At 62.1% G+C, this 23,474-nt stretch carries 20 protein-coding genes and 1 riboswitch; of the genes, 3 read left to right on the forward strand and 17 right to left on the reverse strand.

Annotated elements, in window-relative coordinates; genetic code table 11:
* Nucleotides 1–10: 10 nt before the first annotated feature.
* From ACL9RI_RS20050 to ACL9RI_RS20115, 14 genes are all read right to left on the reverse strand, one after another.
* Nucleotides 11–1,576: an MFS transporter gene (locus ACL9RI_RS20050; protein WP_422728253.1), complete on the reverse strand. Its 1,566-nt coding sequence runs from the start codon at nucleotides 1,574–1,576 to the stop codon at nucleotides 11–13.
* A gap of 115 nt (nucleotides 1,577–1,691) precedes the next feature.
* The gene (locus ACL9RI_RS20055) at nucleotides 1,692–2,543 is read right to left on the reverse strand and encodes a hypothetical protein (protein WP_422728254.1); all 852 of its coding nucleotides are present in this window, start codon (nucleotides 2,541–2,543) and stop codon (nucleotides 1,692–1,694) included.
* A gap of 343 nt (nucleotides 2,544–2,886) precedes the next feature.
* Nucleotides 2,887–3,993 carry an S-(hydroxymethyl)glutathione dehydrogenase/class III alcohol dehydrogenase gene (locus ACL9RI_RS20060; protein ID WP_422728255.1) on the reverse strand — a complete coding sequence of 369 codons (1,107 nt, stop codon included), beginning with the start codon at nucleotides 3,991–3,993 and terminating at the stop codon, nucleotides 2,887–2,889.
* Between the two features lie 93 nt (nucleotides 3,994–4,086).
* A complete protein-coding gene (locus tag ACL9RI_RS20065; protein ID WP_183680157.1) occupies nucleotides 4,087–4,719 on the reverse strand; it encodes an ANTAR domain-containing response regulator in 633 nt (210 codons plus the stop codon).
* A gap of 91 nt (nucleotides 4,720–4,810) precedes the next feature.
* Nucleotides 4,811–5,422 (reverse strand): thiamine phosphate synthase, encoded by a 612-nt coding sequence (gene thiE / locus ACL9RI_RS20070; protein WP_422728256.1) that lies wholly within the window; start codon nucleotides 5,420–5,422, stop codon nucleotides 4,811–4,813.
* The gene (gene thiD, locus ACL9RI_RS20075; protein ID WP_422728360.1) at nucleotides 5,422–6,219 is read right to left on the reverse strand and encodes a bifunctional hydroxymethylpyrimidine kinase/phosphomethylpyrimidine kinase; all 798 of its coding nucleotides are present in this window, start codon (nucleotides 6,217–6,219) and stop codon (nucleotides 5,422–5,424) included. The genes thiE and thiD overlap by 1 nt, the downstream gene beginning before the upstream one ends.
* Nucleotides 6,219–7,013: a thiazole synthase gene (locus ACL9RI_RS20080; protein ID WP_422728257.1), complete on the reverse strand. Its 795-nt coding sequence runs from the start codon at nucleotides 7,011–7,013 to the stop codon at nucleotides 6,219–6,221. Before ACL9RI_RS20080 ends, thiD begins: the two co-directional genes overlap by 1 nt.
* Nucleotides 7,014–7,030: 17 nt before the next feature.
* A complete protein-coding gene (gene thiS, locus ACL9RI_RS20085) occupies nucleotides 7,031–7,234 on the reverse strand; it encodes a sulfur carrier protein ThiS (protein ID WP_422728258.1) in 204 nt (67 codons plus the stop codon).
* 14 nt (nucleotides 7,235–7,248) lie between these two features.
* Nucleotides 7,249–9,162 carry a phosphomethylpyrimidine synthase ThiC gene (gene thiC / locus ACL9RI_RS20090; RefSeq protein WP_422728259.1) on the reverse strand — a complete coding sequence of 638 codons (1,914 nt, stop codon included), beginning with the start codon at nucleotides 9,160–9,162 and terminating at the stop codon, nucleotides 7,249–7,251.
* 97 nt (nucleotides 9,163–9,259) lie between these two features.
* Nucleotides 9,260–9,373, reverse strand: a riboswitch (TPP riboswitch).
* Between the two features lie 61 nt (nucleotides 9,374–9,434).
* Nucleotides 9,435–9,692: a hypothetical protein gene (locus tag ACL9RI_RS20095; protein ID WP_183680167.1), complete on the reverse strand. Its 258-nt coding sequence runs from the start codon at nucleotides 9,690–9,692 to the stop codon at nucleotides 9,435–9,437.
* A 42-nt stretch (nucleotides 9,693–9,734) separates the two neighbouring features.
* Nucleotides 9,735–10,547, reverse strand: a complete 813-nt coding sequence (locus ACL9RI_RS20100) for a response regulator (RefSeq protein ID WP_422728260.1) — start codon at nucleotides 10,545–10,547, stop codon at nucleotides 9,735–9,737.
* 24 nt (nucleotides 10,548–10,571) lie between these two features.
* Complete coding sequence (locus tag ACL9RI_RS20105) at nucleotides 10,572–12,464, reverse strand: ATP-binding protein (RefSeq protein ID WP_422728261.1); 1,893 nt, start codon at nucleotides 12,462–12,464, stop codon at nucleotides 10,572–10,574.
* 42 nt (nucleotides 12,465–12,506) lie between these two features.
* The gene (locus ACL9RI_RS20110; RefSeq protein ID WP_422728262.1) at nucleotides 12,507–13,253 is read right to left on the reverse strand and encodes a Crp/Fnr family transcriptional regulator; all 747 of its coding nucleotides are present in this window, start codon (nucleotides 13,251–13,253) and stop codon (nucleotides 12,507–12,509) included.
* A 168-nt stretch (nucleotides 13,254–13,421) separates the two neighbouring features.
* Nucleotides 13,422–14,474 carry a porin gene (locus ACL9RI_RS20115; protein ID WP_422728263.1) on the reverse strand — a complete coding sequence of 351 codons (1,053 nt, stop codon included), beginning with the start codon at nucleotides 14,472–14,474 and terminating at the stop codon, nucleotides 13,422–13,424.
* A 483-nt stretch (nucleotides 14,475–14,957) separates the two neighbouring features.
* On the opposite strand from ACL9RI_RS20115, the gene ACL9RI_RS20120 reads away from it, so the two are divergent.
* From ACL9RI_RS20120 to ACL9RI_RS20130, 3 genes are all read left to right on the forward strand, one after another.
* On the forward strand, nucleotides 14,958–17,765 hold the full coding sequence (locus ACL9RI_RS20120; protein WP_422728264.1) for a valine--tRNA ligase: 2,808 nt from the start codon (nucleotides 14,958–14,960) through the stop codon (nucleotides 17,763–17,765).
* Between the two features lie 105 nt (nucleotides 17,766–17,870).
* A complete protein-coding gene (locus ACL9RI_RS20125) occupies nucleotides 17,871–20,525 on the forward strand; it encodes a M1 family aminopeptidase (RefSeq protein ID WP_422728265.1) in 2,655 nt (884 codons plus the stop codon).
* A gap of 205 nt (nucleotides 20,526–20,730) precedes the next feature.
* Nucleotides 20,731–21,186 (forward strand): DUF2147 domain-containing protein, encoded by a 456-nt coding sequence (locus ACL9RI_RS20130; RefSeq protein ID WP_422728266.1) that lies wholly within the window; start codon nucleotides 20,731–20,733, stop codon nucleotides 21,184–21,186.
* 166 nt (nucleotides 21,187–21,352) lie between these two features.
* Here ACL9RI_RS20130 and ACL9RI_RS20135 read toward each other — a convergent pair whose 3' ends face one another.
* The 3 genes from ACL9RI_RS20135 to ruvA are packed head-to-tail and all read right to left on the reverse strand — an operon-like array spanning nucleotide 21,353 to nucleotide 23,473.
* Complete coding sequence (locus tag ACL9RI_RS20135) at nucleotides 21,353–21,823, reverse strand: YaiI/YqxD family protein (protein ID WP_422728361.1); 471 nt, start codon at nucleotides 21,821–21,823, stop codon at nucleotides 21,353–21,355.
* A gap of 8 nt (nucleotides 21,824–21,831) precedes the next feature.
* Nucleotides 21,832–22,887 (reverse strand): Holliday junction branch migration DNA helicase RuvB, encoded by a 1,056-nt coding sequence (ruvB, locus tag ACL9RI_RS20140; protein WP_422728267.1) that lies wholly within the window; start codon nucleotides 22,885–22,887, stop codon nucleotides 21,832–21,834.
* A gap of 7 nt (nucleotides 22,888–22,894) precedes the next feature.
* On the reverse strand, nucleotides 22,895–23,473 hold the full coding sequence (gene ruvA, locus ACL9RI_RS20145) for a Holliday junction branch migration protein RuvA (RefSeq protein ID WP_422728268.1): 579 nt from the start codon (nucleotides 23,471–23,473) through the stop codon (nucleotides 22,895–22,897).
* Between the last annotated feature and the right edge of the window lies 1 nt (nucleotide 23,474).

A 23,474-nucleotide genomic window follows, 5' to 3' on the forward strand; every position in this document is an offset into this window, starting at 1 on the left:
GGCACGCCGCTCAGGATTTTTTCCTGCCCGCGTCTTTATTGCCGATCAAACGCCAGGCGCACAGGGCGCTGGCCAGCGCCAGCCCGGCAGACAAGCACATCACCCAGCGAAAACCGGCGACGTACGATAGATCAATCGCCTGTTTCAGTGCCGCCGCTTCCCCGGCGCTGGTGTGCGCCGGCACTACGATGGCCGCCATCCTTGCACGCTGCGCCCTGACCTGTTCGACCACGGCCGGCTTTGCTGCAACCGTGCCCAGGCGGCTGTTCAGTACACTATTGAACACCAGCGCCATGACGATGCCGAACACGGCGATCGCCAGCAAGGCCGCCACACGCGACACGGCATTGTTGATACCGGAAGCGACGCCGGCCAGGCTGGCGTCCAGCGCATTCATCACCGTCGTCGTCAGCGGCGCCACCGCGACGGACATGCCGAAACCCAGTATCAGCACCGCTGGAAAATAGCTGGTCCAGTAACTGCCGCCGATACCGGGCAGCGCAAACACGGCAAAACCGAGCGCGGCAATCGCCGGGCCCAGCACCAGCGGCAACCTGGCGCCGTAACGGTCGACCAGTCCGCCGCTCCAGCGCGACAGCAAAAACATCAGCAAGACAAAGGGCAGCAAGGCGGCGCCCGCCGCCAATGCCGAATAGCCTTGGACCTGGATCAAATTCAGAGGAAAGAAATACAGGCCGCCACCGAGCGCCGCATACAGCAGCAAGGTCAGCAGATTGGCGCCACTGAAATCGCGCGAACGGAACAAGTGCATCGGCAGCATGGGCGCCGGATGGCGCAGCTCGACCACGACGAAGGCGGCCAGCAGCACCAGCGCAGCAGCCAAGGCCGCCAGTACGGCGGCATGCCCCCAGCCCAGGTTCGACGAAGCGATCAAGCCGTACACCAGGCTGGCCAGCCCGGCGCTGGCCAAGGCTGCGCCCATCCAGTCGAGGCGGGCAGGCGCGTTCGGATCGCGGCTTTCCGGCACATAACGCCAGGTCAGCGGCAAGATCAGCAGCGCCAGCGGAATATTGATCAGGAAGGCCCAGCGCCAGGAAAAATGTTCGATCAGGAAACCGCCCAGCACCGGCCCGATGGCGGCCGTGATCGCCGTATAGCCAGACCAGGTGCCGATCGCCTTGCCGCGCTGGTTTTCCGGAAACGAAGCGCTGATCAAGGCCAGGCTGCCCGGTACCAGCAAAGCGCCACCGATGCCTTGCACGGCGCGGGCAACGACCAGCTGGTCCACACTGCCGCTCAACCCGCAGCAAACCGATGCAGCGGCAAATACCACCACGCCCAAGATAAACACGCGGCGCCGGCCATACCGGTCGCCGGCCGTGCCGCCCACCAGCAATAATGCCGCCAGGAATAATGCGTACGATTCCACCACCCATTGCACGGCACTGGCGCTGGCCCTGAATTGCTGCTGCAACGCGGGCAAGGCCACGTTCACTACCGTGCCATCGATAAACACCATGCTGGACGCGAGTATCGTGGCGGCCAGCACCCAGGGGCGCGCCGCGGCCGTGCACAGGGAAGCGGACTGCGCTGCTATCGTGGTGCGGGACATCATGGTGGGCACTCCCGTCTTGGCTGCTCGTGCCCCCAGCATAGCGCAATGGCGCCAGCACGGCGCCGCTCAGGTGCCTGGTGCTTACCGCTCACCTACGACAAGCACCAGCAGGCAATCAGACCGGCCTGGCTTTACCACTGCGCAAGGCTTCGGCAATGATGGCGCGCGTCGCCTTGTCAGCCTCCCGGGCGGCTTTCGCTTGCTGCTGGCCTAACGCTCCCATCTGCTTGCCCAACGCGTCCATGGGCTTGCTGTTTTCCTTCATTTGCCGGGACAAGGCCTGCATCGCAGTATCATCGCGATCGGTCAACGCCGCGAGGCGGTCGCCATGCTGCTCCATCCGGGCTTGCAGGCTTTCCATCTTTGCCTGCAATTGCGCCACCTCGCGGTCAGCCTCTGCCCGTTCGCTATCGCTGCTGGCCAGCGCCTGGCGGCGTGATGCCTGTCCCAGTTGGCGTCCCACTTCTCCCTGCTGGCGACCGAGCGCCTGCATTTGCTCGCTCTCGCTGCGTGCGGCGGCCGATTGATTGCGGCCCTGTGCACCCATTTGTTTACCGAGGGCGCCCATGCTCTTGCCTTGCGCTCCCATTTGCTTGCCCAGGGTACTCATCTGCTGCCCCAGTTCCTGCGTCGGCTGCCAAGCCGCATTGATCCTGGCCAGCAAGGCGGGATCTTGCAGCAAATATGCCTTGCCCTGGTCGCGGAACCACAGGAACTGGCCCTTGAGCGTCTCTTTCAAATGCTTGATCTGCACGCCATCGATGCCACTGCCCGTGGTGGTGACGCTGTCCTTGCTGCTGTCGACCAGTGCATAGCCTTCGTCAGCGCTGTTGAAAACATGAATCTGCTTGCTGGCCGGTGCGGGCGCGGCAGGAGGCTGGGGCGGTTCCGGCGGCTGCACGGCCAGCACGCTGCCGCTGATAAGGATGCCGGCCAGGCTGAGGATCAAACGGTGGGGAGTGCTCATGGCTGCCTCGTTGAAAGTGATAGAGCATGGACTGTAGCGCTGGACGGCACGCCTCTCCAGCAGTGCGCGATGGACGGTCAAAACGGGCGCCTGGACCGCAAACCGGGGCGATGAATGGTAAATCGTCCAGACAAAAAAAAGCGGGGGTCGGATGCCCCCGCAAAAAGTGCCGTGGTACGGCATGGATAAGATAAGGCCAGAAGGCAGGGACAGCGAGCAGCACGCGACGAACCGCCAAAACGGGCGCCTGGACTGCATGCCGGCGCGACGGACGGCAAACCGTCCAGGCAAAAAAAAGCGGAGGTCGGAGGCCTCCGCAAAAAACGCCGTGGTACGGCGTAAATTAATACAGTACGACGGAACGTATCGATTCACCGCTCTTCATCAAGTCAAAGCCCTGGTTGATATCGTCCAGTTTCAAACGGTGCGTGATCAGGTCGTCGATATTGAGCTTGCCTTCCATATACCAGTCGACGATCTTCGGCACGTCCGTGCGGCCGCGCGCGCCGCCGAAAGCCGAACCCTTCCACACGCGTCCCGTCACCAGCTGGAACGGGCGGGTAGAGATTTCCTGGCCGGCCGCCGCCACGCCGATGATGATGGACTGGCCCCAGCCCTTGTGGCAGCACTCGAGCGACTGGCGCATGGTGGTGGTATTGCCGATGCACTCGAAACTGTAATCGGCGCCGCCATCGGTCAGCTGGATGATGGTGTCGACCACGTTTTCCACTTCATTGGCGTTGACGAAATGCGTCATGCCGAACTTGCGGGCGATTTCCTGGCGCGCCGGGTTGATGTCGACGCCGATGATTTTATCGGCGCCCACCATTTTCGCGGCCTGGATCACGTTCAGGCCGATGCCGCCCAGGCCGAACACCACCACGTTGGCGCCCGCTTCCACCTTGGCCGTAAACAGCACGGCGCCCACGCCGGTGGTCACGCCGCAACCGATGTAGCAAACCTTGTCGAACGGCGCGTCGGAGCGGATCTTCGCCAGGGCGATTTCCGGCACCACGATGTAATTCGAAAAGGTCGAGGTGCCCATGTAATGGAAAATGGGCTTACCGTCGATGGAGAAACGCGACGTCGCATCCGGCATCAGGCCACGGCCCTGCGTGGAGCGGATCGACTGGCACAAATTGGTCTTTTGCGACAGGCAGAATTTGCACTGGCGGCATTCCGGCGTGTACAGCGGGATGACGTGATCGTCTTTTTTCAGGCTTTTCACGCCCGGACCCACGTCGACCACCACGCCGGCGCCTTCATGGCCCAGGATGGCGGGGAAGATGCCTTCCGGATCGGCGCCCGAGAGGGTGTAGTAATCGGTATGGCAAATGCCGGTGGCCTTGATTTCAATCAGTACTTCGCCTTCGCGCGGGCCGGCCAGGTCCACTTCCTCGATCGTCAAAGGCGCGCCTGCCTTCCATGCCACTGCTGCTTTGGTTTTCATGTCTGTCCTGTCGTGATGGGATCGGGCGCCAATGCGCCGCATCTTCACATGATAACAAACGGGCACGCAAAACAGCCATGCCCGTGCAGGAGCTTACTTGGTCTTGGCCCGGTTCAAAAAGGCGCCATGCAGGCCGTTCAGGGTTTCCTCGGCCAGCAGCAGCTGGTTGGCGATCTCGTTGATCTTGCGGCGGCTGGAACGGGCATGGTCGCGCAGCACTTCGAACGCCGTGTTGCGGTCGGTCTGGAACTTGCCCATCAAGAGGCCCACGGCCAGGCTGGTTTCGCGGCCGGCTGCCAGGGCTGCATTCAGGTTCAGTTCCGTGCGGCGCAGCTGGCGGATATCGTCGGCGCGTGCCAGGCCCGCTTCAAACGCGGGCATCAAGCGGCCTTCATCGACCGGTTTCACGACATAGCCGACGGCGCCGTAGGCGGCAGCCTGCTTGCCCGATTCGCTATCGCCGCTACCGGACAGGAACATGAAAGGCACGGCCGTTTCGCCATGCAGGCGCTTGGCCAGTTCCAGGCCGGACATGCCCGGCATATGGATGTCGAGCAGGGCCAGGTCCGGCTCGCGCTGGGCAATCAATTGCAGCGCCACTTCAGCCGAATTGGCCAGCGCCGTTTCATAACCGGCATGACGCAGGACTTCGCCAAGGAATTCCAACAGGAGCTGGTCATCGTCAACGATCAGGATAAGGCGTTTCGCGGCGGCTGGCTGACTCATGGGTAAAGAAACCTCGGTAATGAATGATGCTCTTATTATATTCTGATTATGCGCAAAAACAGCCTGCGCGCGCACACGCGCAGGCCTGAATTCAAGCCGCAAACAAGCGATTAAATTGCTGTGCAGCAATAAGACTATCCTCAGCCTGGTACACGCTGCTGATCGCTGCCACCATATCGGCGCCGCGCGCGGCCAGCGGGGCCGCATTGACGGGCGTCATGCCACCGATCACCACGCAGGGCAAGGCGATCTCGCGCCTGGCTTGCAAGACGATATCGGGATCGGTCGTGACCGCGTATTTTTTCACCAGCGACGGATAAAAACCGCCGAAAGCCACGTAACTGGCGCCGCCCTGTTGTGCCGCATGGGCCAGCGCCATGTCGCCATAACACGAAGCGCCCACGATCTTGCCGGCGCCCAACTGTGCCCGCACTTGCGCCACCGAAGCGTCGGTACCGCCCACATGCACGCCATCGGCGTCCAATTGCTCACATAGCTCGACAAAATCATTGACGATGAAAGGCACCTTGTATTGGCGCGCCAGCGCCAGCAAGGCGCCCGCCTGCTCGCGCCGCTGCCCCGCATCGGCACTCTTGTGGCGGTACTGCAGCAGCGCCACGCCAGCGCGCAAGGCCTGTTCGCTCACGTCCAGCAATTTGTCGGTGTCATCCCAGTTGGGAGTAACCAGATACAGTCCACGCATCATTTCTCCTGTAGATAATTGAGCCGCTGCGGCATGGCCTGCCCCGCCGCCACGGCATACGCAGCAGCCAGTGCCGCATGGCAATAGCTTTGCGCCCCATCGAGCGCATCGGCCATCACCTGTCCCTGCGCCAGCCGCGCCGCGATGGCGGCAGCCAGGGTGCAGCCGCTGCCGTGAAATTCGCCGGGCAAGCGGGGCCAGGCCCAGGCGCGGCACATGCCCTCCCCTGCGAACCAGCGGTTGACGACCACGTCGCCCTCGCCATGGCCCCCCGTCACCAGCACATGCCCGCAGCCCTGCGCCTGTAAAAAGGCAGCCTGATCCGCCACCGCGACTTGCCCGCTGAGGCTCAAGGCTTCCGGTCCATTCGGTACTAACACGGTAGTGACGGGCAGCAAAGGCGCTAGCGCCAGCACCGCATCGTCGCGGCTGAGCACGTCTCCATGGCCGCTGGCCAACACCGGATCCAGCACCACGGCCAAGCCCGGCTGGCGCTGGCGCAGCTGTGTTATCAGTTCGGCGATGACGCGCGCGTTGGCCGCGCTGCCGGGGATGCCGATCTTCACCGCGTGGATGGCCATCTTGTCGATCAAGACCTGCGCCTGGCGCCGCAGCAGCTCGGGCGCCACCGGTTCGACGCCATACACGCGGTCATTGTCCTGCACCGTCAGGGCCGTGATCACGGGTAGCGCATGCCCCCCCTGCGCCGAAATGGCCAGGATATCGGCGGCGATGCCGGCGCCGCCCGAAGGGTCGACGCCGGCAAACACCAGCACCGTCTGGCGGCTAGCCGCCATCACGCCAGGCGGCCGGCCATCGGCGACGACGGCGACGCAGCAAATTTCCTTGGCATCCGTCCCGCCAGGAATGCTTCGCGCCCGGCCCGCACGGCCAGTTTCATGGCGCGGGCCATGCGCACGGGGTCGCGCGCGCCGGCAATGGCCGTGTTCATCAGCACGCCATCGCAACCGAGTTCCATCGCAATCGCCGCATCCGACGCCGTGCCCACACCCGCGTCCACCAGCACCGGCACCTTCGCCTGCTCGATGATCAGCGACAGGTTCCACGGATTCAAGATGCCCATGCCCGAGCCGATCAGGGAAGCCAGCGGCATCACGGCCACGCAGCCGATGTCTTCCAGGATTTTTGCCTGGATCGGGTCATCGCTGCAGTACACCATCACGTCAAAACCATCCTTGACCAGCGCTTCGGCCGCGACCAGGGTTTCCGGCATGTGCGGGAACAGGGTCTTTTCATCGCCCAGCACTTCCAGCTTGACCAGATTGCGCCCGCCCAGCAGCTCGCGCGCCAGTTGCAGCGTATACACGGCGTCCTTGGCCGTATAGCAGCCGGCCGTATTGGGCAGGATCGTGTAGCGGTCGGGCGGCACGAAGTCGAGCAGGCTGGGCGCGTGCGGGTCCTGGCCGATATTCACGCGGCGTATCGCCACCGTGATGATTTGCGCTTCCGCCGCATCGGTCGCCTCGCGCGTCTGCGGCAAGTCGCGGTATTTGCCGCTGCCGACCAGCAAGCGCGATTGATACTGTTTTCCTGCGATGGTCAGCAGGTCGTTCTGTGTTTCCGTATTCATGTGTTTTCCTTATCCTTTCAGCCGCCACCGATGGCACGGACGATTTCCACCTGGTCCTGCGCCTGCAAGACCGTGTCCGGCCACGTGCGGCGCGGCGCCACGCTGCGGTTGACGGCCAGCGCCAGCGCCTGGTTTTCCAGCGATAGCGCAGCGATCAGCTGCTCCAGGGTTTGCCCCGGCGGCACCTGGTGCGGTGCGCCGTTCAAGACGATCTGTATCATTGCCATCGCCTGCCTCAGACCTTGCGATACAGCTCGGCGCCGTTCCTGACGAATTCGATGGCTTTCACCTCCATGCCTTGCTTGAGCGCCGCATCGTCCGAAATGCCGATGCCGGCTGCGTATTCGCGCACTTCCTGGGTGATCTTCATCGAACAGAAATGCGGGCCGCACATGGAGCAGAAATGCGCTACCTTGGCGGAATCCTTGGGCAGGGTTTCGTCGTGGAATTCGCGCGCCTTGTCCGGGTCCAGGCCGATATTGAACTGGTCGTCCCAGCGGAATTCAAAGCGCGCCTTCGACAGGGCGTTGTCGCGGATTTGCGCGCCCGGATGGCCTTTCGCCAGGTCGGCCGCATGCGCCGCAATCTTGTACGTGATGATGCCGTCCTTGACATCGGCCTTGTTCGGCAAGCCCAGGTGTTCCTTCGGCGTCACGTAGCACAGCATGGCCGTGCCGTACCAGCCTATCATGGCCGCGCCGATGCCGGACGTGATGTGGTCATAGCCGGGCGCGATATCGGTAGTCAACGGCCCCAGGGTGTAGAACGGCGCTTCGCCGCACTGCTCCAGCTGCAAGTCCATGTTTTCCTTGATCAGCTGCATGGGCACGTGGCCAGGGCCTTCGATCATCACTTGCACGTCGTGCTTCCAGGCGATCTGCGTCAGCTCGCCCAGGGTTTTCAATTCACCGAGTTGCGCTTCGTCGTTGGCGTCGTAGATGGAACCGGGGCGCAAGCCGTCGCCCAGCGAAAACGACACGTCGTACGCCTTCATGATTTCGCAAATCTCTTCGAAGTGCGTGTACAAGAACGATTCCTGGTGATGCGCCAGGCACCACTTGGCCATGATCGAGCCGCCGCGCGAAACGATGCCCGTCAGGCGCTTGGCCGTCATCGGCACATAGCGCAGCAGCACGCCGGCGTGGATGGTGAAGTAATCGACGCCCTGCTCGGCCTGTTCGATCAGGGTGTCGCGGAAGATTTCCCAGGTCAGGTCTTCGGCCTTGCCGTTGACTTTTTCCAGCGCCTGGTAAATCGGCACGGTGCCGATCGGCACGGGGCTGTTACGGATGATCCATTCGCGCGTTTCGTGGATATGTTTACCGGTCGACAGGTCCATCACATTGTCGCCGCCCCAGCGTATCGCCCAGGTCATTTTTTCCACCTCTTCGCCGATCGATGAAGTGACGGCCGAATTGCCGATATTGGCATTGATCTTGACCAGGAAATTGCGGCCGATGATCATCGGCTCGACTTCCGGATGGTTGATATTGGCGGGGATGATGGCGCGGCCGCGGGCGATTTCCTCGCGCACGAATTCGGGCGTGATCTCGGCCGGGATGCTGGCGCCGAACGACTGGCCCGGATGCTGGCGACCCATCAGGTCGGCCAGGCGCTCGCCCATGGCGCCGGACGCGCGCAGCTCGCGCAGATACTCCTGGCGGCGCATGTTTTCGCGGATGGCGACGAACTCCATTTCCGGCGTGATGATGCCCTGGCGCGCATAGTGCATCTGCGTGACATTGGCGCCGGACTTGGCGCGGCGCGGCTTACGGTGCAGGTTGAAGCGCAGCTCGGCCAGCTTGGGGTCGGCCAGGCGCGCGATGCCGTAGTCGGAGGTCGGACCAGGCAATTCTTCCGTGTCGGCGCGTTCGAGTATCCACGGCAGGCGCGGCGTATCCAGGCCCGAGCGGATATCGATCTGCACCTCCGGATCGGTGTACGGGCCGGAGGTGTCGTAGACGTAGATCGGCGGGTTTTTCTCGCCGCCGAACGACGCCTCCGTATCGGACTGGCTGATTTCGCGCATCGGCACGCGGATATCGGGACGGCTGCCTTGGACGTAGATCTTGCGTGAATTGGGCAGCGGCGCGATGGCGGCCTGGTCCACCGTAGCGGTGGCGGAAAGGAATTTCGGATTGGCGTTCATTTTTGGCTCCTTGGCTAGACTGTTGAAAGCCTGGAGCCAGCTAAGGAGGTTCGGATGCACACAGCGCGCGCTCAATCCATCAAACAATGGGCGGGTGTGCAGCATCCTAAAGCTTCCCTTCGCTGGCATTATCCAGATCAGGTTCGGAGGGTATTTCTCACCCGCGCTTCACCGTGTTTCCACAGTAAAGGCAGGACCCCTAGCGTTTGCCGCCTTGCGGCAGCGGAGCAATTATACGCTGTAACTACAGCGTCTTTCAAACAAAGTGAGGGCTATTTCTTCTTGCCCCATTGCCAGCGCGTCGGTTCGCCCTTGCGCGCGCAAATACCGATCAACAGCGCAAAGACGGCCACTTCATACACGATGTAAGCCACCAGCGATTCCTGTGGCGGAAACAGAAAGGCGCCGCAGGCGAACAGCAGCAGCGCCGCCAGGAACACCAGCCAGCCCTGCCAGGCGATGGGCAAGCCCCAGCCCATGCCGTAGCTCTTGGCGGGGAACCAGTATTTGGGAGGCGATTTTTCAGCCATGATCACTCCTTGTTAATCAATACAGACAAGGCACAGTCTACATCAGGCTGGCCGCAGGCGCAGGCGCTCGCTGACGTCGAGGCCGATGCCGCGGTAGCCGATGAAGCGGCTGCCATTGTCAAACATCGGCTCGCCGCTGACCTGCAGGTACTGCATGCTGCCGTCAGGGTTGCTGCGGCTGTAGATAAAGTCGAGAAACGGCTCGCGCGCAGCGATCTTGGCGTCGAGCATAGCCCGCTCATCGGCGTTCCAGCGCTGCGGCTCCTCGGCGCTGCCGATGCCCAGCATCTCGGCCACGGGACCGGAAAAACGTATCAGCTTGCCTTGCGCATCCTGCTCCCAGTACCAGTCCGACGACAATTCCGTAAAGCGCTGGAAGCGCGCTTCGCTGGCGCGCAATTCCGCCGTGCGCTCATCGACCATCAGTTCGAGCGACTTGCTGTACTCATTGAGTTTCTGGTACAGCAGCCGCACTTCCAGCATATTGTGGATGCGCGTTTTCACTTCCACCAGGTCGAACGGCTTGCTGACGAAATCCTTGGCACCCGCCTGCAGCGCGCGCAGCTTGTGGCCTGGCTGGGCCGTGATCACCAGCACCGGCAGGTAGCTGCCCGCCTCGATGTCGCGCAAGCCTTCCATCACTTCGAAGCCATCCATTTCCGGCATCTGCAAGTCGAGCAGGATCAGGTCGTAGCGGTGTTCCTGGTGCAGTCCGCGCACGGCTTGCGGGTCCATGGTGGAGCTGATGCGGCTGTAGCCGGCATTGCGCAGCATCTGCTCGAGCAGCATGACATTGGCTTCCTGGTCATCGACGACGAGGATGCTGGCATTCAAAATCTCGGTAGCTTGCAACATGGTGTATTCCTAAAAAATGCTGAATCAGCGTGGTGCGTGAAGGTCGTCGGCCAGGCCGTGGGCGGCCGCGTGGTGCAGGGCTACGTCCAGCGCATCCATGAACTCGATTACCTTGATCGGTTTGGTCAGGTAGCGGAAGAACCCCGCTTGCAAGCCTTTTTCTATGTCGCGCGGCACGGCGTTGGCCGACAGCGCCATGACGGGAATATGGCTGGTCAGCGGATCGTCGTGCAGCAGCCGCAAGGCGCCGAAACCGCTCAGGCCAGGCAGGTTGATATCCATCAGGATGATGTCCGGCTGATAGGTGCGCGCCAGGTCCATGCCCAGGTGCGCATCGATGGCCGTCAGCAGTTTCAAATCGCTGCGGCGGGCGATCAATTGTTCGACCAGCGCCAGGTTGGCCGGATTGTCTTCCACGTACAGCAAGGTGCGCTGGGTTTCCTGGTCTTCCTGCGCCAGGGGCAGCACTTCCCCCTGGCCCAGCACCAGCTCGGGCGCGCTGGTGGCCTTGAACTCGACCCAGAAGGTGGTGCCGACACCGACCGTGCTGTCGACGCCGATCTCGCCGCCCATCAATTCCACCAATTGCCGCGTGACGACCAGGCCGATGCCCGTGCCCTCTTCCGTACCGCTTTCCTGGCCCAGGCGATTGAAGGGCTGAAACAGCTGCGCCATCTGTGCGGCACTGAGGCCCGCGCCGCTGTCGGTGACGCTGGTCCGCACGCGCTGGCCGCGCTGGCGGCATTCGACGCGCACGCTGCCGCCTCCCTGGTTGTACTTGATCGCGTTCGACAGCAGGTTGATCATCACCTGCTTGACCCGCGTGCGGTCGGCATGGATATAAAACGCCTGGCCGCAGCGGGGGAAGTGCATGCTGATGCCCCGCTTTTCGGCCTGTGGCGCGATCATCGCCTGGCAATCCTGCAGCACGTCGAGCAGCGACATCGCCTCTTCCGACATGGTGACCTTGCCCGACTCGATCATGGCCAGGTCGAGAATCTCGTTAATCAGACGCAGCAGATACCAGCCGCCCTTGAGGATCTGCTCCAGCGAGCGCTGCTGCGGCACGCTGGGCGGCGGCACATCGGATGCCATCAGCTGGGCAAAACCCAGCACGGCATTGAGCGGCGTGCGCAATTCATGGCTCATGCTGGACAGGAATTCGGACTTGGCGCGGTTGGCCTTGTCCGCCACCTGGCGCGCCTTTTCCAGTTCCACATTGTTCGACTCGACCAGCGAACGCGTGTACTGCTCGTGCTCCTGCAGGCGCTGGTCCAGCAATGCCTGTTCCGCCTCGACCTGCTTGCGGGCCGTATTGTCGGTGCCGATCAGCAGATAACCGATGACCTTGCTCTGCACGTCGCGCAAGGCCGTCACGGACAGCATGGCGGGAAAACGGCTGCCATCCTTGCGGATGTAGGTCAGCTCATAAATATCTTCGATGCCGCGCTTGGCCTTGAACACCAGCGCTTCCACGCCCGGCGTGATCGGCGTATCGAGCTCAAGACTCAGCGCTTGCGCGCGGGCAATGATTTCCTGGGCATCGGAAATGCCGGCCGGCGTCAGCCTGTCGACCACTTCATGGGCTGCATAGCCCAGCATGCGCTCGGCGCCCACATTGAAAATCTGGATCACGCCCTGCACGTCGGTGGCGATGCAGGAAAAATTGGCACTGTTAAAAATCGCATCCTGCAAGGCGCCTGCTTTCAGCAACTGGCGCGGCAAACCTGCCGCCACCGTGCGGCGGTACACGGCGATCAACAGCAGCAGCAACAGCAAGACCAGCGTATCGATCAGGATTGCCGTCTGGCCCGGTCCATGCCAGGCCAGCAGCCCCACGGCCAGCAGCACGATGGCGCTGAAGGTGAAGGCCAGCGCCATGGGCCAGCGCGCAGGAGTATTTTTTACGGTGTGCATGGTATGGCCCGGGTTAAAACAACAGCAGTAGGGAACAGCACTTCAAACGTCCTGGCGGCGGCGCACATCCGACAGCAAACGGCCAAATTCCTTCTTCACCACGCCGTAGCATTCGCAGACATGGCCTTCCAGCCCGGCCCGGTCCTGTACGGTGATATGGCCGCGCCGGTAACTGATAAAGCCGCGCACCTGCAGGCGGCCCGCCGCTTCCGTCACGCCTTCGCGGCGCACACCCAGCATATTGGCGATCAATTCCTGCGTCATGGTCAGTTCGCGGTCCGGCAAGCGATCCATCGTCAGCAGCAGCCAGCGGCACAGCTGCTGCTCTACCGAGTGATGACGGTTGCACACGGCCGTCTGCGACATTTGCGTGATGAGCGCCTGCGTATAGCGCAGCAACAGCCGCATGACGGGCCCTGCGCGGTTGAACTCGTCCATCAGCAGATGCGCCTTCAGGCGAAAGCCGATACCGCCCGTCTGCACCACGGCGCGGCTGGGCGTGGAATCGCCGCCCATGAACAGCGACACGCCGACGATGCCTTCATTGCCCACGCCGGCGATTTCCGACGAACCGCCGTTTTCCAGCAAATAATGCAGCGAGACGATGGCCGTGGTGGGAAAGTACACATGGTGCAGCTTGTCGCCCGAGTCATAAATCACGTCGCCCAGCAGCATCGGCACTTGCTCCAGGTGCGGCGCCAGGCGTGCGAAATCCTCGTCCAGCATGGCGGCGAGCAAATGGTTTTGATTCGGGTTGTGTTGCAAGGGATTGTGCTGCGGACTGGACATGGTCAGGATTCCTGGTTTCCAGTCGTCAGCTAGGGGATGAGTTGTCAGGCGTCGGAACGAGAGCCGCCACGCGATGCAGGGTAACACGGCAGCTGCAAGGCGTGGCGACTATATTCCTTTGCTGCCCGATTGTCCGTTCGCCAGCGAACGGACAATCGGGCATCGAGCTTAAAACGCGTGGCGCAAACCGATATTCAGGGCGCGGTCGCCGCTGCCCACCTCGGTTGCATTGCCCACCATATAGGCGGCGCCGTTGCGGTTGCGGATATGCGCATACGCCAGGTAAATCTTGCTGCGTTTCGACAAGGCATAGGTGGCGCCGATGGCCAGTTGCTGCGCATCGCGGTTGGCGGCATTGCGGTCATCCTTGTGGATAAACGAGGCCAGCAAGGTAGCGGCGCCCAGCGGCACGGCCACGCCGACGATGGCGTCGCGGCTATCGGTCGAGACCGTGGGCGCGACCGGTGCGCCATAGGGATTTTCGGCAAAGAACATGGAACTGCCCTCGCCCGTGTTGCTGCCGTAGCCGGCATAGGCGGTGGCCAGACCAAAGTTATAGTTGCCCGCGAGAATGGTGTTATTCACATTGGCCTTGCCCGGCTCGCCGCCACGGCTCTGGCGCGCCAGGCGCAGGGTCAGGGGACCGTTGACATAGCCCAGGGACAAGCCCAGCGAACGCTGGTCGGCGGCCAGGCCCGACTGTTCGCCTGCGCCAAACATGGCGATCGCCGTCAAGCCGCGCCATTCGGGCGAGGTGTAGCGCACGGTATTGTCGATGCGGGTAGCCGAATAACCGGCGATATTGGTCGAGGCGCCCGCCATGCCGCCCTCGAACGGGTCGGCCACGTCCGTCAGCGCCTGGCTTTGCAGATTGTACTGGCGGCCCACGGTCAGCATGCCCAGCGGGCTTTTCAGACCGACAAAGGCCTGGCGGCCAAACAATTGGCCCGCCTGGTCGGAACCGCCCGTGTCCGTCAGCAAGCCCGCTTCCAGCGTGAACACAGCTTGCAGGCCATTGCCGATATCTTCCGTGCCACGCAAGCCCAGGCGCGATCCGGCCGATACGCCACTGGTGAGCTTGCTGATCTTGCCAATACCACCGTTTTCCTGCACCAGCGCCGCATCCAGCAAGCCATACACGTCGACCGACGATGCAGCGTGGGCAACATGGGCGTGGGCGGCGGCGAGGCCGAGACAGAGCGGGAGCGCAATTTTTTTCATGGTAGTTTCCTTAATGCAAGCGAAACCAGGAAAGCGGCAGGCCATGGCGCAGCCACAGGCGCGCTGAAGCGGCCGCCATGCGGATTGCCGTATCGAAAGACGACGGGCCAGATTTCCTGGCTAAGTTGTGGCGGCGCGGCTGCTCAAAACAAAGGCGCGCGGGTGTCCGCCGTGAATGGTGCACCGCTGGCGGTGCGCGTGGCTCAGGCGCCCAGGGGCGCCCGATATGGCCGGGACCGCTGCTGCGGCCGGCGCTATGGATGCGGGCAGATAGTCAATCTGACCATGCGCCGCTGGCACTGTCCGCAAAGCGGGGAAGCAGTACCGAGGCCGACATGATAACACCGAGCATCAATTCCCCCCCGTCCGATTGCCACACAAGTGCCCGCCAAGCCGCCAAAAGACTGAAAAACAGGGTCATCCACGGCGCAGGACTTGCCGTGTCATCTATAATGGTTCCTTTTGCCAAACACACGCCAAATCATGGAATTAGCCAAGTCTTTCGAGCCCGCCGACATTGAACAATTCTGGCGCACCGAGTGGGAACAACGCGGTTACTACACCGCCACCCTCGATGCCGGAAAACCTTCCTTCAGCATCCAGTTGCCGCCGCCGAACGTCACCGGCACCTTGCATATGGGCCACGCCTTCAACCAGACCATCATGGATGGCCTGACGCGCTACCACCGCATGCTGGGCCACAACACGGCCTGGATCCCGGGCACCGACCATGCAGGCATCGCCACGCAAATCGTCGTGCAACGCCAGCTCGACGCGCAAAAGATTTCGCGCCATGACCTGGGCCGCGAAAAATTCGTGGAAAAAGTGTGGGAATGGAAAGAAAAATCGGGTTCCATCATCACGGGCCAGATGCGCCGCCTGGGCGCTTCGGCCGACTGGAAACGCGAATATTTTACGATGGACGAGCCGCGCTCGAAAGTCGTCACCGACGTCTTCGTGCGCCTGTTTGAACAAGGCCTGATCTACCGCGGCAAGCGCCTGGTCAACTGGGACCCCGTGCTGGGCACGGCCGTGTCCGACCTGGAAGTGGTGTCCGAGGAAGAAGACGGCTCGATGTGGTACATCAAGTACCCGCTGGCCGACGGCAGCGGTTTCCTGACAGTGGCCACCACCCGTCCTGAAACCATGCTGGGCGACGTGGCGGTAGCTGTCGATCCAACGGACGAGCGCTACACGGCGCTGGTCGGCAAGATGCTGACCCTGCCATTGACGGGCCGCGAAATCCCCATCATCGCCGACGAATACGTCGACAAGGAATTCGGCACCGGCTGCGTCAAAATCACGCCAGCGCACGACATGAACGATTACGCCGTGGGCCAACGCCACAAGCTGGCGCAAATCGTCATCCTGACCCTGGACGCCAAAATCACCGACGACGCGCCGGAAGCGTACCGCGGCCTGGACCGTTTTGCCGCCCGCAAGCAGATCGTGGCCGACTTGGACGCGCAAGGCTTGCTGGAACAAGTCAAGCCGCACAAACTGATGGTGCCGCGCGGCGACCGCACCGGCGTGGTCATCGAACCGATGCTGACGGACCAATGGTTTGTCGCCATGAGCAAACCGGCCCCGGAAGGCACGTTCTTCCCGGGCAAATCGATCGCCGAAACGGCGCTCGACAAAGTAGCCAGCGGCGAAATCAAGTTCGTGCCGGAAAACTGGAGCACCACCTACAACCAGTGGCTCAACAACATCCAGGACTGGTGCATCTCGCGCCAGCTGTGGTGGGGCCATCAGATCCCGGCCTGGTACGACGACAAGGGCAATATTTTTGTTGCAAAAACGCAAGCCGAAGCCGAAGCCAAGGCGCAGGCGGCCGGCAGCACGGGACCATTGAAACGCGACGACGACGTGCTCGACACCTGGTTCTCGTCCGCGCTGGTGCCGTTCTCGACCATGGGCTGGCCGGAAGAAACGCCAGACATGAAGGCTTTCCTGCCATCGTCGGTGCTGGTAACGGGTTTTGACATCATCTTCTTCTGGGTCGCGCGCATGGTCATGATGACGGCGCACTTCACGGGCAAGGTGCCGTTTGAAACCGTGTACGTGCACGGTCTGGTGCGCGATTCGACAGGGCAAAAAATGTCCAAGTCGAAAGGCAACACGCTGGACCCGATCGACCTGATCGACGGTATCGACCTGGAAAACCTGATCGTCAAGCGCACCACCGGCCTGATGAATCCACGCGACGCAGAAAAAATCACCAAGGCGACCCGCAAGGAATTCCCTGAAGGCATTTCCGCCTACGGTACGGACGCCGTGCGCTTCACCATGGCCAGCTACGCCTCGCTGGGCCGTAACATCAATTTCGACCTGGGCCGCTGCGAAGGCTACCGCAATTTCTGCAACAAGATGTGGAACGCCACCCGTTTCGTCATGATGAATACGGAAGGCAAGGATTGCTCCCCGAACGACGCCGACCTGTCGCAAGCGGATAAATGGATCATTTCCCTGCTGCAAAAAGCCGAACTGGACGTGGCCAAGGGCTTCGAAGACTTCCGTTTCGACAATATCGCCGCATCGATCTACAAATTCGTCTGGGATGAATATTGCGACTGGTACCTGGAAGTAGCCAAGGTACAAGTACAGCAAGGCACGGAAGGCCAGCAGCGCGCCACCCGCCACACCTTGCTGCGCGTGCTGGAAGTAGTACTGCGCCTGGCCCATCCGATCATCCCGTTCGTCACGGAAGCGCTGTGGCAAACGGTGGCGCCATTGGCCGGCAAGACACTGAAAGCCGAAGGTGATTCCATCATGATGCAGCCTTACCCTATCGCCAACACCGACAAGATCGATGAATCGGCCGAAGCGTGGATGCAGCAACTGAAAGCCTTGACGGACGCCACCCGCAACCTGCGCGGCGAAATGCAGATTTCGCCATCGGTGCGCGTGCCGCTGATCGTGGAAGCGGGCAACGCCGATGAAAAAGCGGCGCTGGCATCGTTCGCGCCGTACATCGCCTCGCTGGGCAAGCTGGCCGAAGTGCAGATCGTCGATGCCCTGCCCGATTCGCCTGCCGCGGTTGCCATCGTCGGCACCACCAAGCTGATGCTGAAAGTAGAAATCGACGTGGCGGCGGAACGCGAGCGTTTGTCGAAAGAAATGGCCCGCCTGGAAGGCGAGATCAACAAGGCCAACGGCAAGCTGTCGAACGAAAGTTTTGTCGCCCGCGCGCCGGCGGAAGTGGTGGCGCAGGAAAAGGCCCGCGTGGCGAACTTCTCTGCCACGCTGGACAAGATGCGGGAGCAATTTTCAAAGTTGCCAACCGCATAATACAACCTAGTCAAGGCCGCTCACTGAGCGGCCTTTTCTTTGGGCGCCAGCGCTGCTGGCATCGCGTTCAATCATCAACACCTTCAACACAGGAAAGCGCCTCAGATGCACCCGAATCTTATCTCCCGCACCCTTGTCGCCAGTGCCGCCGCACTGTTATGCCACGCCGCTGCCGCCGCCCCGGCCCCGCAGCAACAGCCGTTTTCGTTTGACGCCGCACCGGGGCACCTGCCGAAAAACGTCGTCCCCATCGACTACACGGTCGCCATCGTGCCCGATGCCGGCAAGCGCAGCTTGCGCGGCAAGGAAAGCGTCAAGCTGCTGTTCCGTGTAGCCAGCGCCAATATCCAATTCAACGCCATCGGCATGCAGTTCCAGCAAGTGCGCCTCGACGGCAAGCCGGTCAAGAGCACGGTGATCGATCCCAAGCGGCAAATCGTCACGGTGACGCTGGCCAAAGCGGCAGCCCCCGGCGAACATACACTGACGCTCGATTACACCGCGAAGATCGAAACGGGCCCGCGCGGCCTGTTCGCCCAGCCATTCAAGAAACCCGACGGCAGCCAGGACTTGCTGCTGTCGACCCAGTTCGAGGCGACCGACGCGCGCCGCATGTTCCCCTGCTGGGATGAACCGGCCTTCCGCTCGACCTTCCAGCTGAGCACCACCACGCCGGCCAAGTGGGTGTCGATCTCCAATATGCCGGTGGCGCAGCGCACGGTGCATGGCAGCAGCGCCACGACCACCTTCCAGCGCTCGCCCAAGATGCCGTCCTACCTGGTCGAACTGACCAGCGGCGACATGGCCAGCATCAGCACCAAGGCTGGCGCGACCGATATCAACGTCTGGGCCGTGCGCGGCCAGCAACAGTACGGCGCCGTCGCACTGAACAACGCGCGCCAGATCCTGCTCGATTACAACGACTATTTCGACCATCCCTACCCGCTGCCCAAGCTCGACCTGATCGCCGTGCCGGGCGGCTTCCAGGGCGCGATGGAAAACTGGGGCGCCATCACGTACAACGACCAGACCCTGCTGGTCACGCCATCGTCCACCATCGACAACCGCCAGACCGTCTTCAGCATCGAAGCGCATGAAATGGCGCACCAGTGGTTCGGCGACCTGGTGACCATGGGCTGGTGGGACGATATCTGGCTCAACGAAAGCTTTGCCTCGTGGTTCGCCGCCAAGGAAACCGACTTGCGCAATCCGGGCTGGCATGTGCGCGAGCAGGAAGACGCCGGCAAGGAAGCGGCGATGGGCGTCGACGCGCGCGTGGACTCGAAACCGGTGCACAACCCCGTGATCGACGAACTGGCGCCGGAAAATGGCGCCGATAACCTGATCATCTATAACAAGGGGCAGGCGGTCCTGCGCATGCTGGAAGCCTACATCGGCCCGGACACCTTCCGCAGCGGCATCCGCGCCTATATGAAGGACCGCGCCTATTCGAACGCCACCAGCGCCGACCTGTGGAATGCACTGGGCAAAGCCAGCGGCAGCGACATCGGCGCGCTGGCCCATAGCTGGATCAACCAGCCGGGCTTCCCCATCGTGTCGGTGAACGCCAGCTGTGACGCCACGGGTGCGCGCAGCATCAAGCTGTCGCAGCAGCGCTTCCTGATGCAAGGCAGCGATCCGGCACAGCCACACTGGAACATCCCGCTGCGCCTGCGCATCGGCGCCGGCGGCCAGCCGCAATCGCTGTTGCTGACCGAGGATGGACAAACCGTGGCCGCCGGCCGCTGCGACCAGGCGCTGTCCCTCAACGCCAATGCCGACGGCTTTTACCGCATCGCCTACGATGCCGCCACCCTGGACACCAATACGCGGCAGTTCCACAGCCTGCCGGCGGGCGACCGCATCGCCCTGCTCGACGACCAGTGGGCGCAGGTGGAAAACGGCACCCAGCCGCTGGCCAGCTATCTGGCGCTGGCGGGGGCGATGGGCGATGAGCTCAATGAACGCGCCTGGAACCAGGTCATCGACGTGCTGTCGACCATCGAACGTTTCGAACGCAATACGTCCGGCCACGCTGCCTTTGTGGCCTATGCGGGCGGGCTGCTCAAACCGGTCGCCACGCGCCTGGGCTGGCAAGCCGCCAGCGATGAAACGGCCGGCGTGCAGCGCCTGCGCCGCACCGTCCTGTCGCGCCTGGGCGCCTGGGGCGACCAGGACGTGGTGGCCGAGGCACGCAAGCGTTTTGCCACGTTCGTCGCGGACCGCAACAGCATTGCGCCCGACGACCAGGCGATGATACTGACCATCGTTGCGCAAAATGCCGACGCCGCCACCTTCGAGCAACTGCACGCCATCGCCAAATCCGCCGTCAACGAGACGGAAGTACGCCGCTACTACGCACTGCTGATGCGCGTGCGCGATCCGCAGCTGGCGGCACGCGCCGCGGCCATCGCGCTGTCGCCGGAGATCCCGCCGCAGGCGGATGTATTGCGTCTGGGCATGGTATTCGGACTCAACGAAGAAAACCCACAGCTGTCCTGGAAGACCTTCACCGAGAACATCGACACGCTGACCGCGCCCAATCCCGGCAATCGTCCGGATGTGCTGGCGAAAAACGCCCCCGCCATCTATTGGAACAGCGTGCCGCTGGAGCAACTGTCCAGCTGGCTCAAGTCCCATCTCGACGAAGGCATGGCACACAGACTGGCAAACAATATGCAATATGCCCACTTCAAGCTGGACGAAAAAAACCGCCTGCTACAGGCGGCAAACGGCATCGCCAGTTCCAGCAAGCAGTAATTGGCGCACAAGAAAACGAGCGCTTGCTCAGTTTTTCGGCGACAATTGCCTCATTGCGCGGGCAGTTTGCTACACTAGCCAGCGCATAAGGCAAGTTTGGATAGTTTGCGCGGCGTCAACTACTGGCGCCGCGCAAGACTGCTAATCTTGCCTTGGTAAACCACAGTTCGTATAACGATCAAGAAAAACCAACAGGAGACTAGCGATGCGTAACTTATTGAAAACAACTATGTTGGTGGCCGCCCTGGCCATCGCCGGCACGGCCGCCGCAGCCGGTGACAACACCAGCCCCGTTGGCACCTGGAAAACCATCGACGACGCCAGCGGCAAGCCGAAGTCCCTGATCGTCATCACTGAAAACAATGGTGTCTTGCAAGGCAAGATCGAAAAACTGTTCCGTACTCCGGAAGAAGATCAAAATCCCAAGTGCGACAAGTGCACGGGCGCCAACAAGGACCAGCCCATCATCGGCCTGACCATTTTGACGGGCTTGAAAAAAGACGGCAAGGAATGGTCGGGCGGCGAAATCATGGACCCGGCCAATGGCAAGGTCTACAAGAGCAAAGCCGAGCTGACGGACGGCGGCAGCAAGCTGCAAGTACGCGGCTATATCGGCGTGCCGATGTTTGGCCGTTCGCAGACGTGGGTGCGCGAAGAATAAAATTCTTCCTCAATGAAAAAGCCGGTTTCGATGCCCTAGCAGTCCTGCACATATTCCCCCAACGTCGAAAGTGCCGGGGTCGGACCCTGCAGGGTCCGACCCCGGAGTTTGCTTTTGGGGTAAAAATAACGCTAACTGAACGATAGCAAGCTTCGATACCGGTTTTTTACGTCTGGCGCTCAGCAGGCTTGCGATGATGCTTGCTCAAATGCCGATCCAGACTATTGGCAAAGCTTTGCCGGTCCGACTGATTGAAGGCGGCAGGCCCGCCCGTATCGACGCCGCCGCTACGCAGCTCTTCCATGAAGGCGCGCATGGTCAGTTGCTGGGCGATATTGTCCTTGGTGTAGAACTCGCCACGCGGGTTGAGCGCAAAACCACCCTTCTTCAATACATCGGCCGCCAGCGGAATGTCGCCGGTGACCACCAGGTCGCCGGGATTGAGCAGGCGCACGATTTCCTGGTCGGCCACGTCCGCGCCGGATGGCACTTGCACCGTACGGATAAAGCGCGACGGCGGCACGCGCAAGCCCTGGTTCGCCACCAGGGTCACCGACAATTCCAGGCGGTCGGCCACCCGGTACAGGATATCCTTGATGACGACGGGGCAAGCGTCGGCATCCACCCAGATTTGCATCCCCGGCATCACAGTTCCCACGCTTCGCCGTTCGGGCCGATGCGCGGTGCGGCCACGCCAAAGTGTAGATAAGCAGCCGGGGTGGCGACCCGGCCACGCGGCGTGCGCTGCAAGAAGCCTTGCTGGATCAGATACGGTTCCAGCACGTCTTCGATGGTGTCGGCCGCTTCGCCGATGGCCGCCGCCAGGTTGCCGATGCCGACCGGGCCGCCGCCAAACTTGAACAGCACGGCCTCCAGCAGCTTGCGGTCCATCACGTCGAAACCGACGGAATCGACGTCCAGCATGGCCAGCGCGCGGTCGGCCACCAGCTTGGTGATCTCGCCATTGCCTTTGACTTCGGCGAAATCGCGCACGCGGCGCAGCAGGCGGTTGGCGATACGGGGCGTGCCGCGCGCGCGCCGGGCCACTTCATGCGCGCCTTCCGCATCGATCGGCGCCTTCAGCAAGGCCGCGCTGCGGCTGACGATCTTGGTCAGCTCGCTGGTGTTATAAAACTCCAGGCGGGCGACGATGCCAAAACGGTCGCGCAGCGGATTGGTCAGCATGCCCGCGCGCGTGGTGGCGCCCACTAATGTAAACGGCTGCAGGTCGAGTTTCACGGAACGGGCGGCCGGGCCTTCGCCGATCATGATATCGATCTGATAATCTTCCAGCGCCGGATACAAAATTTCTTCAACCACGGGCGACAAGCGGTGGATTTCGTCGATGAACAGCACATCGTTCGCTTCCAGGTTGGTCAGGATCGCCGCCAGGTCGCCGGGACGCTCCAGCACGGGGCCGGACGTCTGGCGCAGGTTGACGCCCATTTCACGCGCGATGATGTGGGCCAGGGTAGTCTTGCCCAAGCCCGGCGGCCCGAACAGCAAGGTATGGTCGAGCGCTTCCTTGCGCTGGCGCGCCGCCGTGATAAAAATTTCCAGCTGGTCGCGGATCTTTTCCTGCCCCACGTACTCATCGAGCTGCTTGGGCCGCAAGGCCCGTTCGATCGCCTCTTCATTATGCGAAATGGGCGCCGCATCGATGATGCGCTGTTCCGTGAAAATATCAGTCTGGATGCTCATGCTCGCCCTAGCCTTTCGACAGCGCTTTCAGCGCCAGTTTGATGCCGTCCGAGACACCGGTGCCGGCCGGCACGTTTTTCACGGCCGCCAGCGCTTCCTTCTCCGAGTAGCCGAGCGCCAGCAAGGCGTTCAGGATATCGGACTGCGCATCGGGCGCAGCGTGTGCACCCAGCGGGCCCAGATCCGCACCGATCTTGCCCTTCAGTTCCAGCAGCAGCCGTTCGGCCGTCTTCTTGCCGATACCGGGCACTCTCACCAGGCGGCCCGAATCCTGCAAGGTAATCGCCTGCGCCAGGTCGGCGATCGTCATGCCGGACAGGATAGACAAGGCCATGCGCGCGCCCACGCCCGTGATCTTGATCAACTGGCGGAACACGGCCCGTTCGGCTGCATTGCCAAAGCCGAACAGCAAATGCGCATCTTCGCGGATGGCCTGGTGCGTAAACAAGACCACTTTTTCGCCCACATGGGGCAGATTGTAAAACGTGCTCATCGGCACATCGACTTCATAGCCGACGCCCTGGCAATCGACCAGCAATTGTGGCGGATTTTTTTCAAGCAAAGTACCGGAGAGGCGGCCTATCATG

The sequence above is a fragment of the Janthinobacterium sp. Mn2066 genome (genome assembly GCF_049319705.1).
Taxonomy (GTDB): Bacteria; Pseudomonadota; Gammaproteobacteria; order Burkholderiales; family Burkholderiaceae_D; genus Janthinobacterium.

Bases quoted from the DNA above. Each gene is read 5' to 3' on its own strand.
- ACL9RI_RS20050 (WP_422728253.1), bottom strand. From the start codon at position 1,576: ATGATGTCCCGCACCACGATAGCAGCGCAGTCCGCTTCCCTGTGCACG.
- ACL9RI_RS20055 (WP_422728254.1), bottom strand. From the start codon at position 2,543: ATGAGCACTCCCCACCGTTTGATCCTCAGCCTGGCCGGCATCCTTATC.
- ACL9RI_RS20060 (WP_422728255.1), bottom strand. From the start codon at position 3,993: ATGAAAACCAAAGCAGCAGTGGCATGGAAGGCAGGCGCGCCTTTGACG.
- ACL9RI_RS20065 (WP_183680157.1), bottom strand. From the start codon at position 4,719: ATGAGTCAGCCAGCCGCCGCGAAACGCCTTATCCTGATCGTTGACGAT.
- thiE (WP_422728256.1), bottom strand. From the start codon at position 5,422: ATGCGTGGACTGTATCTGGTTACTCCCAACTGGGATGACACCGACAAA.
- thiD (WP_422728360.1), bottom strand. From the start codon at position 6,219: ATGGCGGCTAGCCGCCAGACGGTGCTGGTGTTTGCCGGCGTCGACCCT.
- ACL9RI_RS20080 (WP_422728257.1), bottom strand. From the start codon at position 7,013: ATGAATACGGAAACACAGAACGACCTGCTGACCATCGCAGGAAAACAG.
- thiS (WP_422728258.1), bottom strand. From the start codon at position 7,234: ATGATACAGATCGTCTTGAACGGCGCACCGCACCAGGTGCCGCCGGGG.
- thiC (WP_422728259.1), bottom strand. From the start codon at position 9,162: ATGAACGCCAATCCGAAATTCCTTTCCGCCACCGCTACGGTGGACCAG.
- ACL9RI_RS20095 (WP_183680167.1), bottom strand. From the start codon at position 9,692: ATGGCTGAAAAATCGCCTCCCAAATACTGGTTCCCCGCCAAGAGCTAC.
- ACL9RI_RS20100 (WP_422728260.1), bottom strand. From the start codon at position 10,547: ATGTTGCAAGCTACCGAGATTTTGAATGCCAGCATCCTCGTCGTCGAT.
- ACL9RI_RS20105 (WP_422728261.1), bottom strand. From the start codon at position 12,464: ATGCACACCGTAAAAAATACTCCTGCGCGCTGGCCCATGGCGCTGGCC.
- ACL9RI_RS20110 (WP_422728262.1), bottom strand. From the start codon at position 13,253: ATGTCCAGTCCGCAGCACAATCCCTTGCAACACAACCCGAATCAAAAC.
- ACL9RI_RS20115 (WP_422728263.1), bottom strand. From the start codon at position 14,474: ATGAAAAAAATTGCGCTCCCGCTCTGTCTCGGCCTCGCCGCCGCCCAC.
- ACL9RI_RS20120 (WP_422728264.1), top strand. From the start codon at position 14,958: ATGGAATTAGCCAAGTCTTTCGAGCCCGCCGACATTGAACAATTCTGG.
- ACL9RI_RS20125 (WP_422728265.1), top strand. From the start codon at position 17,871: ATGCACCCGAATCTTATCTCCCGCACCCTTGTCGCCAGTGCCGCCGCA.
- ACL9RI_RS20130 (WP_422728266.1), top strand. From the start codon at position 20,731: ATGCGTAACTTATTGAAAACAACTATGTTGGTGGCCGCCCTGGCCATC.
- ACL9RI_RS20135 (WP_422728361.1), bottom strand. From the start codon at position 21,823: ATGCAAATCTGGGTGGATGCCGACGCTTGCCCCGTCGTCATCAAGGAT.
- ruvB (WP_422728267.1), bottom strand. From the start codon at position 22,887: ATGAGCATCCAGACTGATATTTTCACGGAACAGCGCATCATCGATGCG.
- ruvA (WP_422728268.1), bottom strand. From the start codon at position 23,473: ATGATAGGCCGCCTCTCCGGTACTTTGCTTGAAAAAAATCCGCCACAA.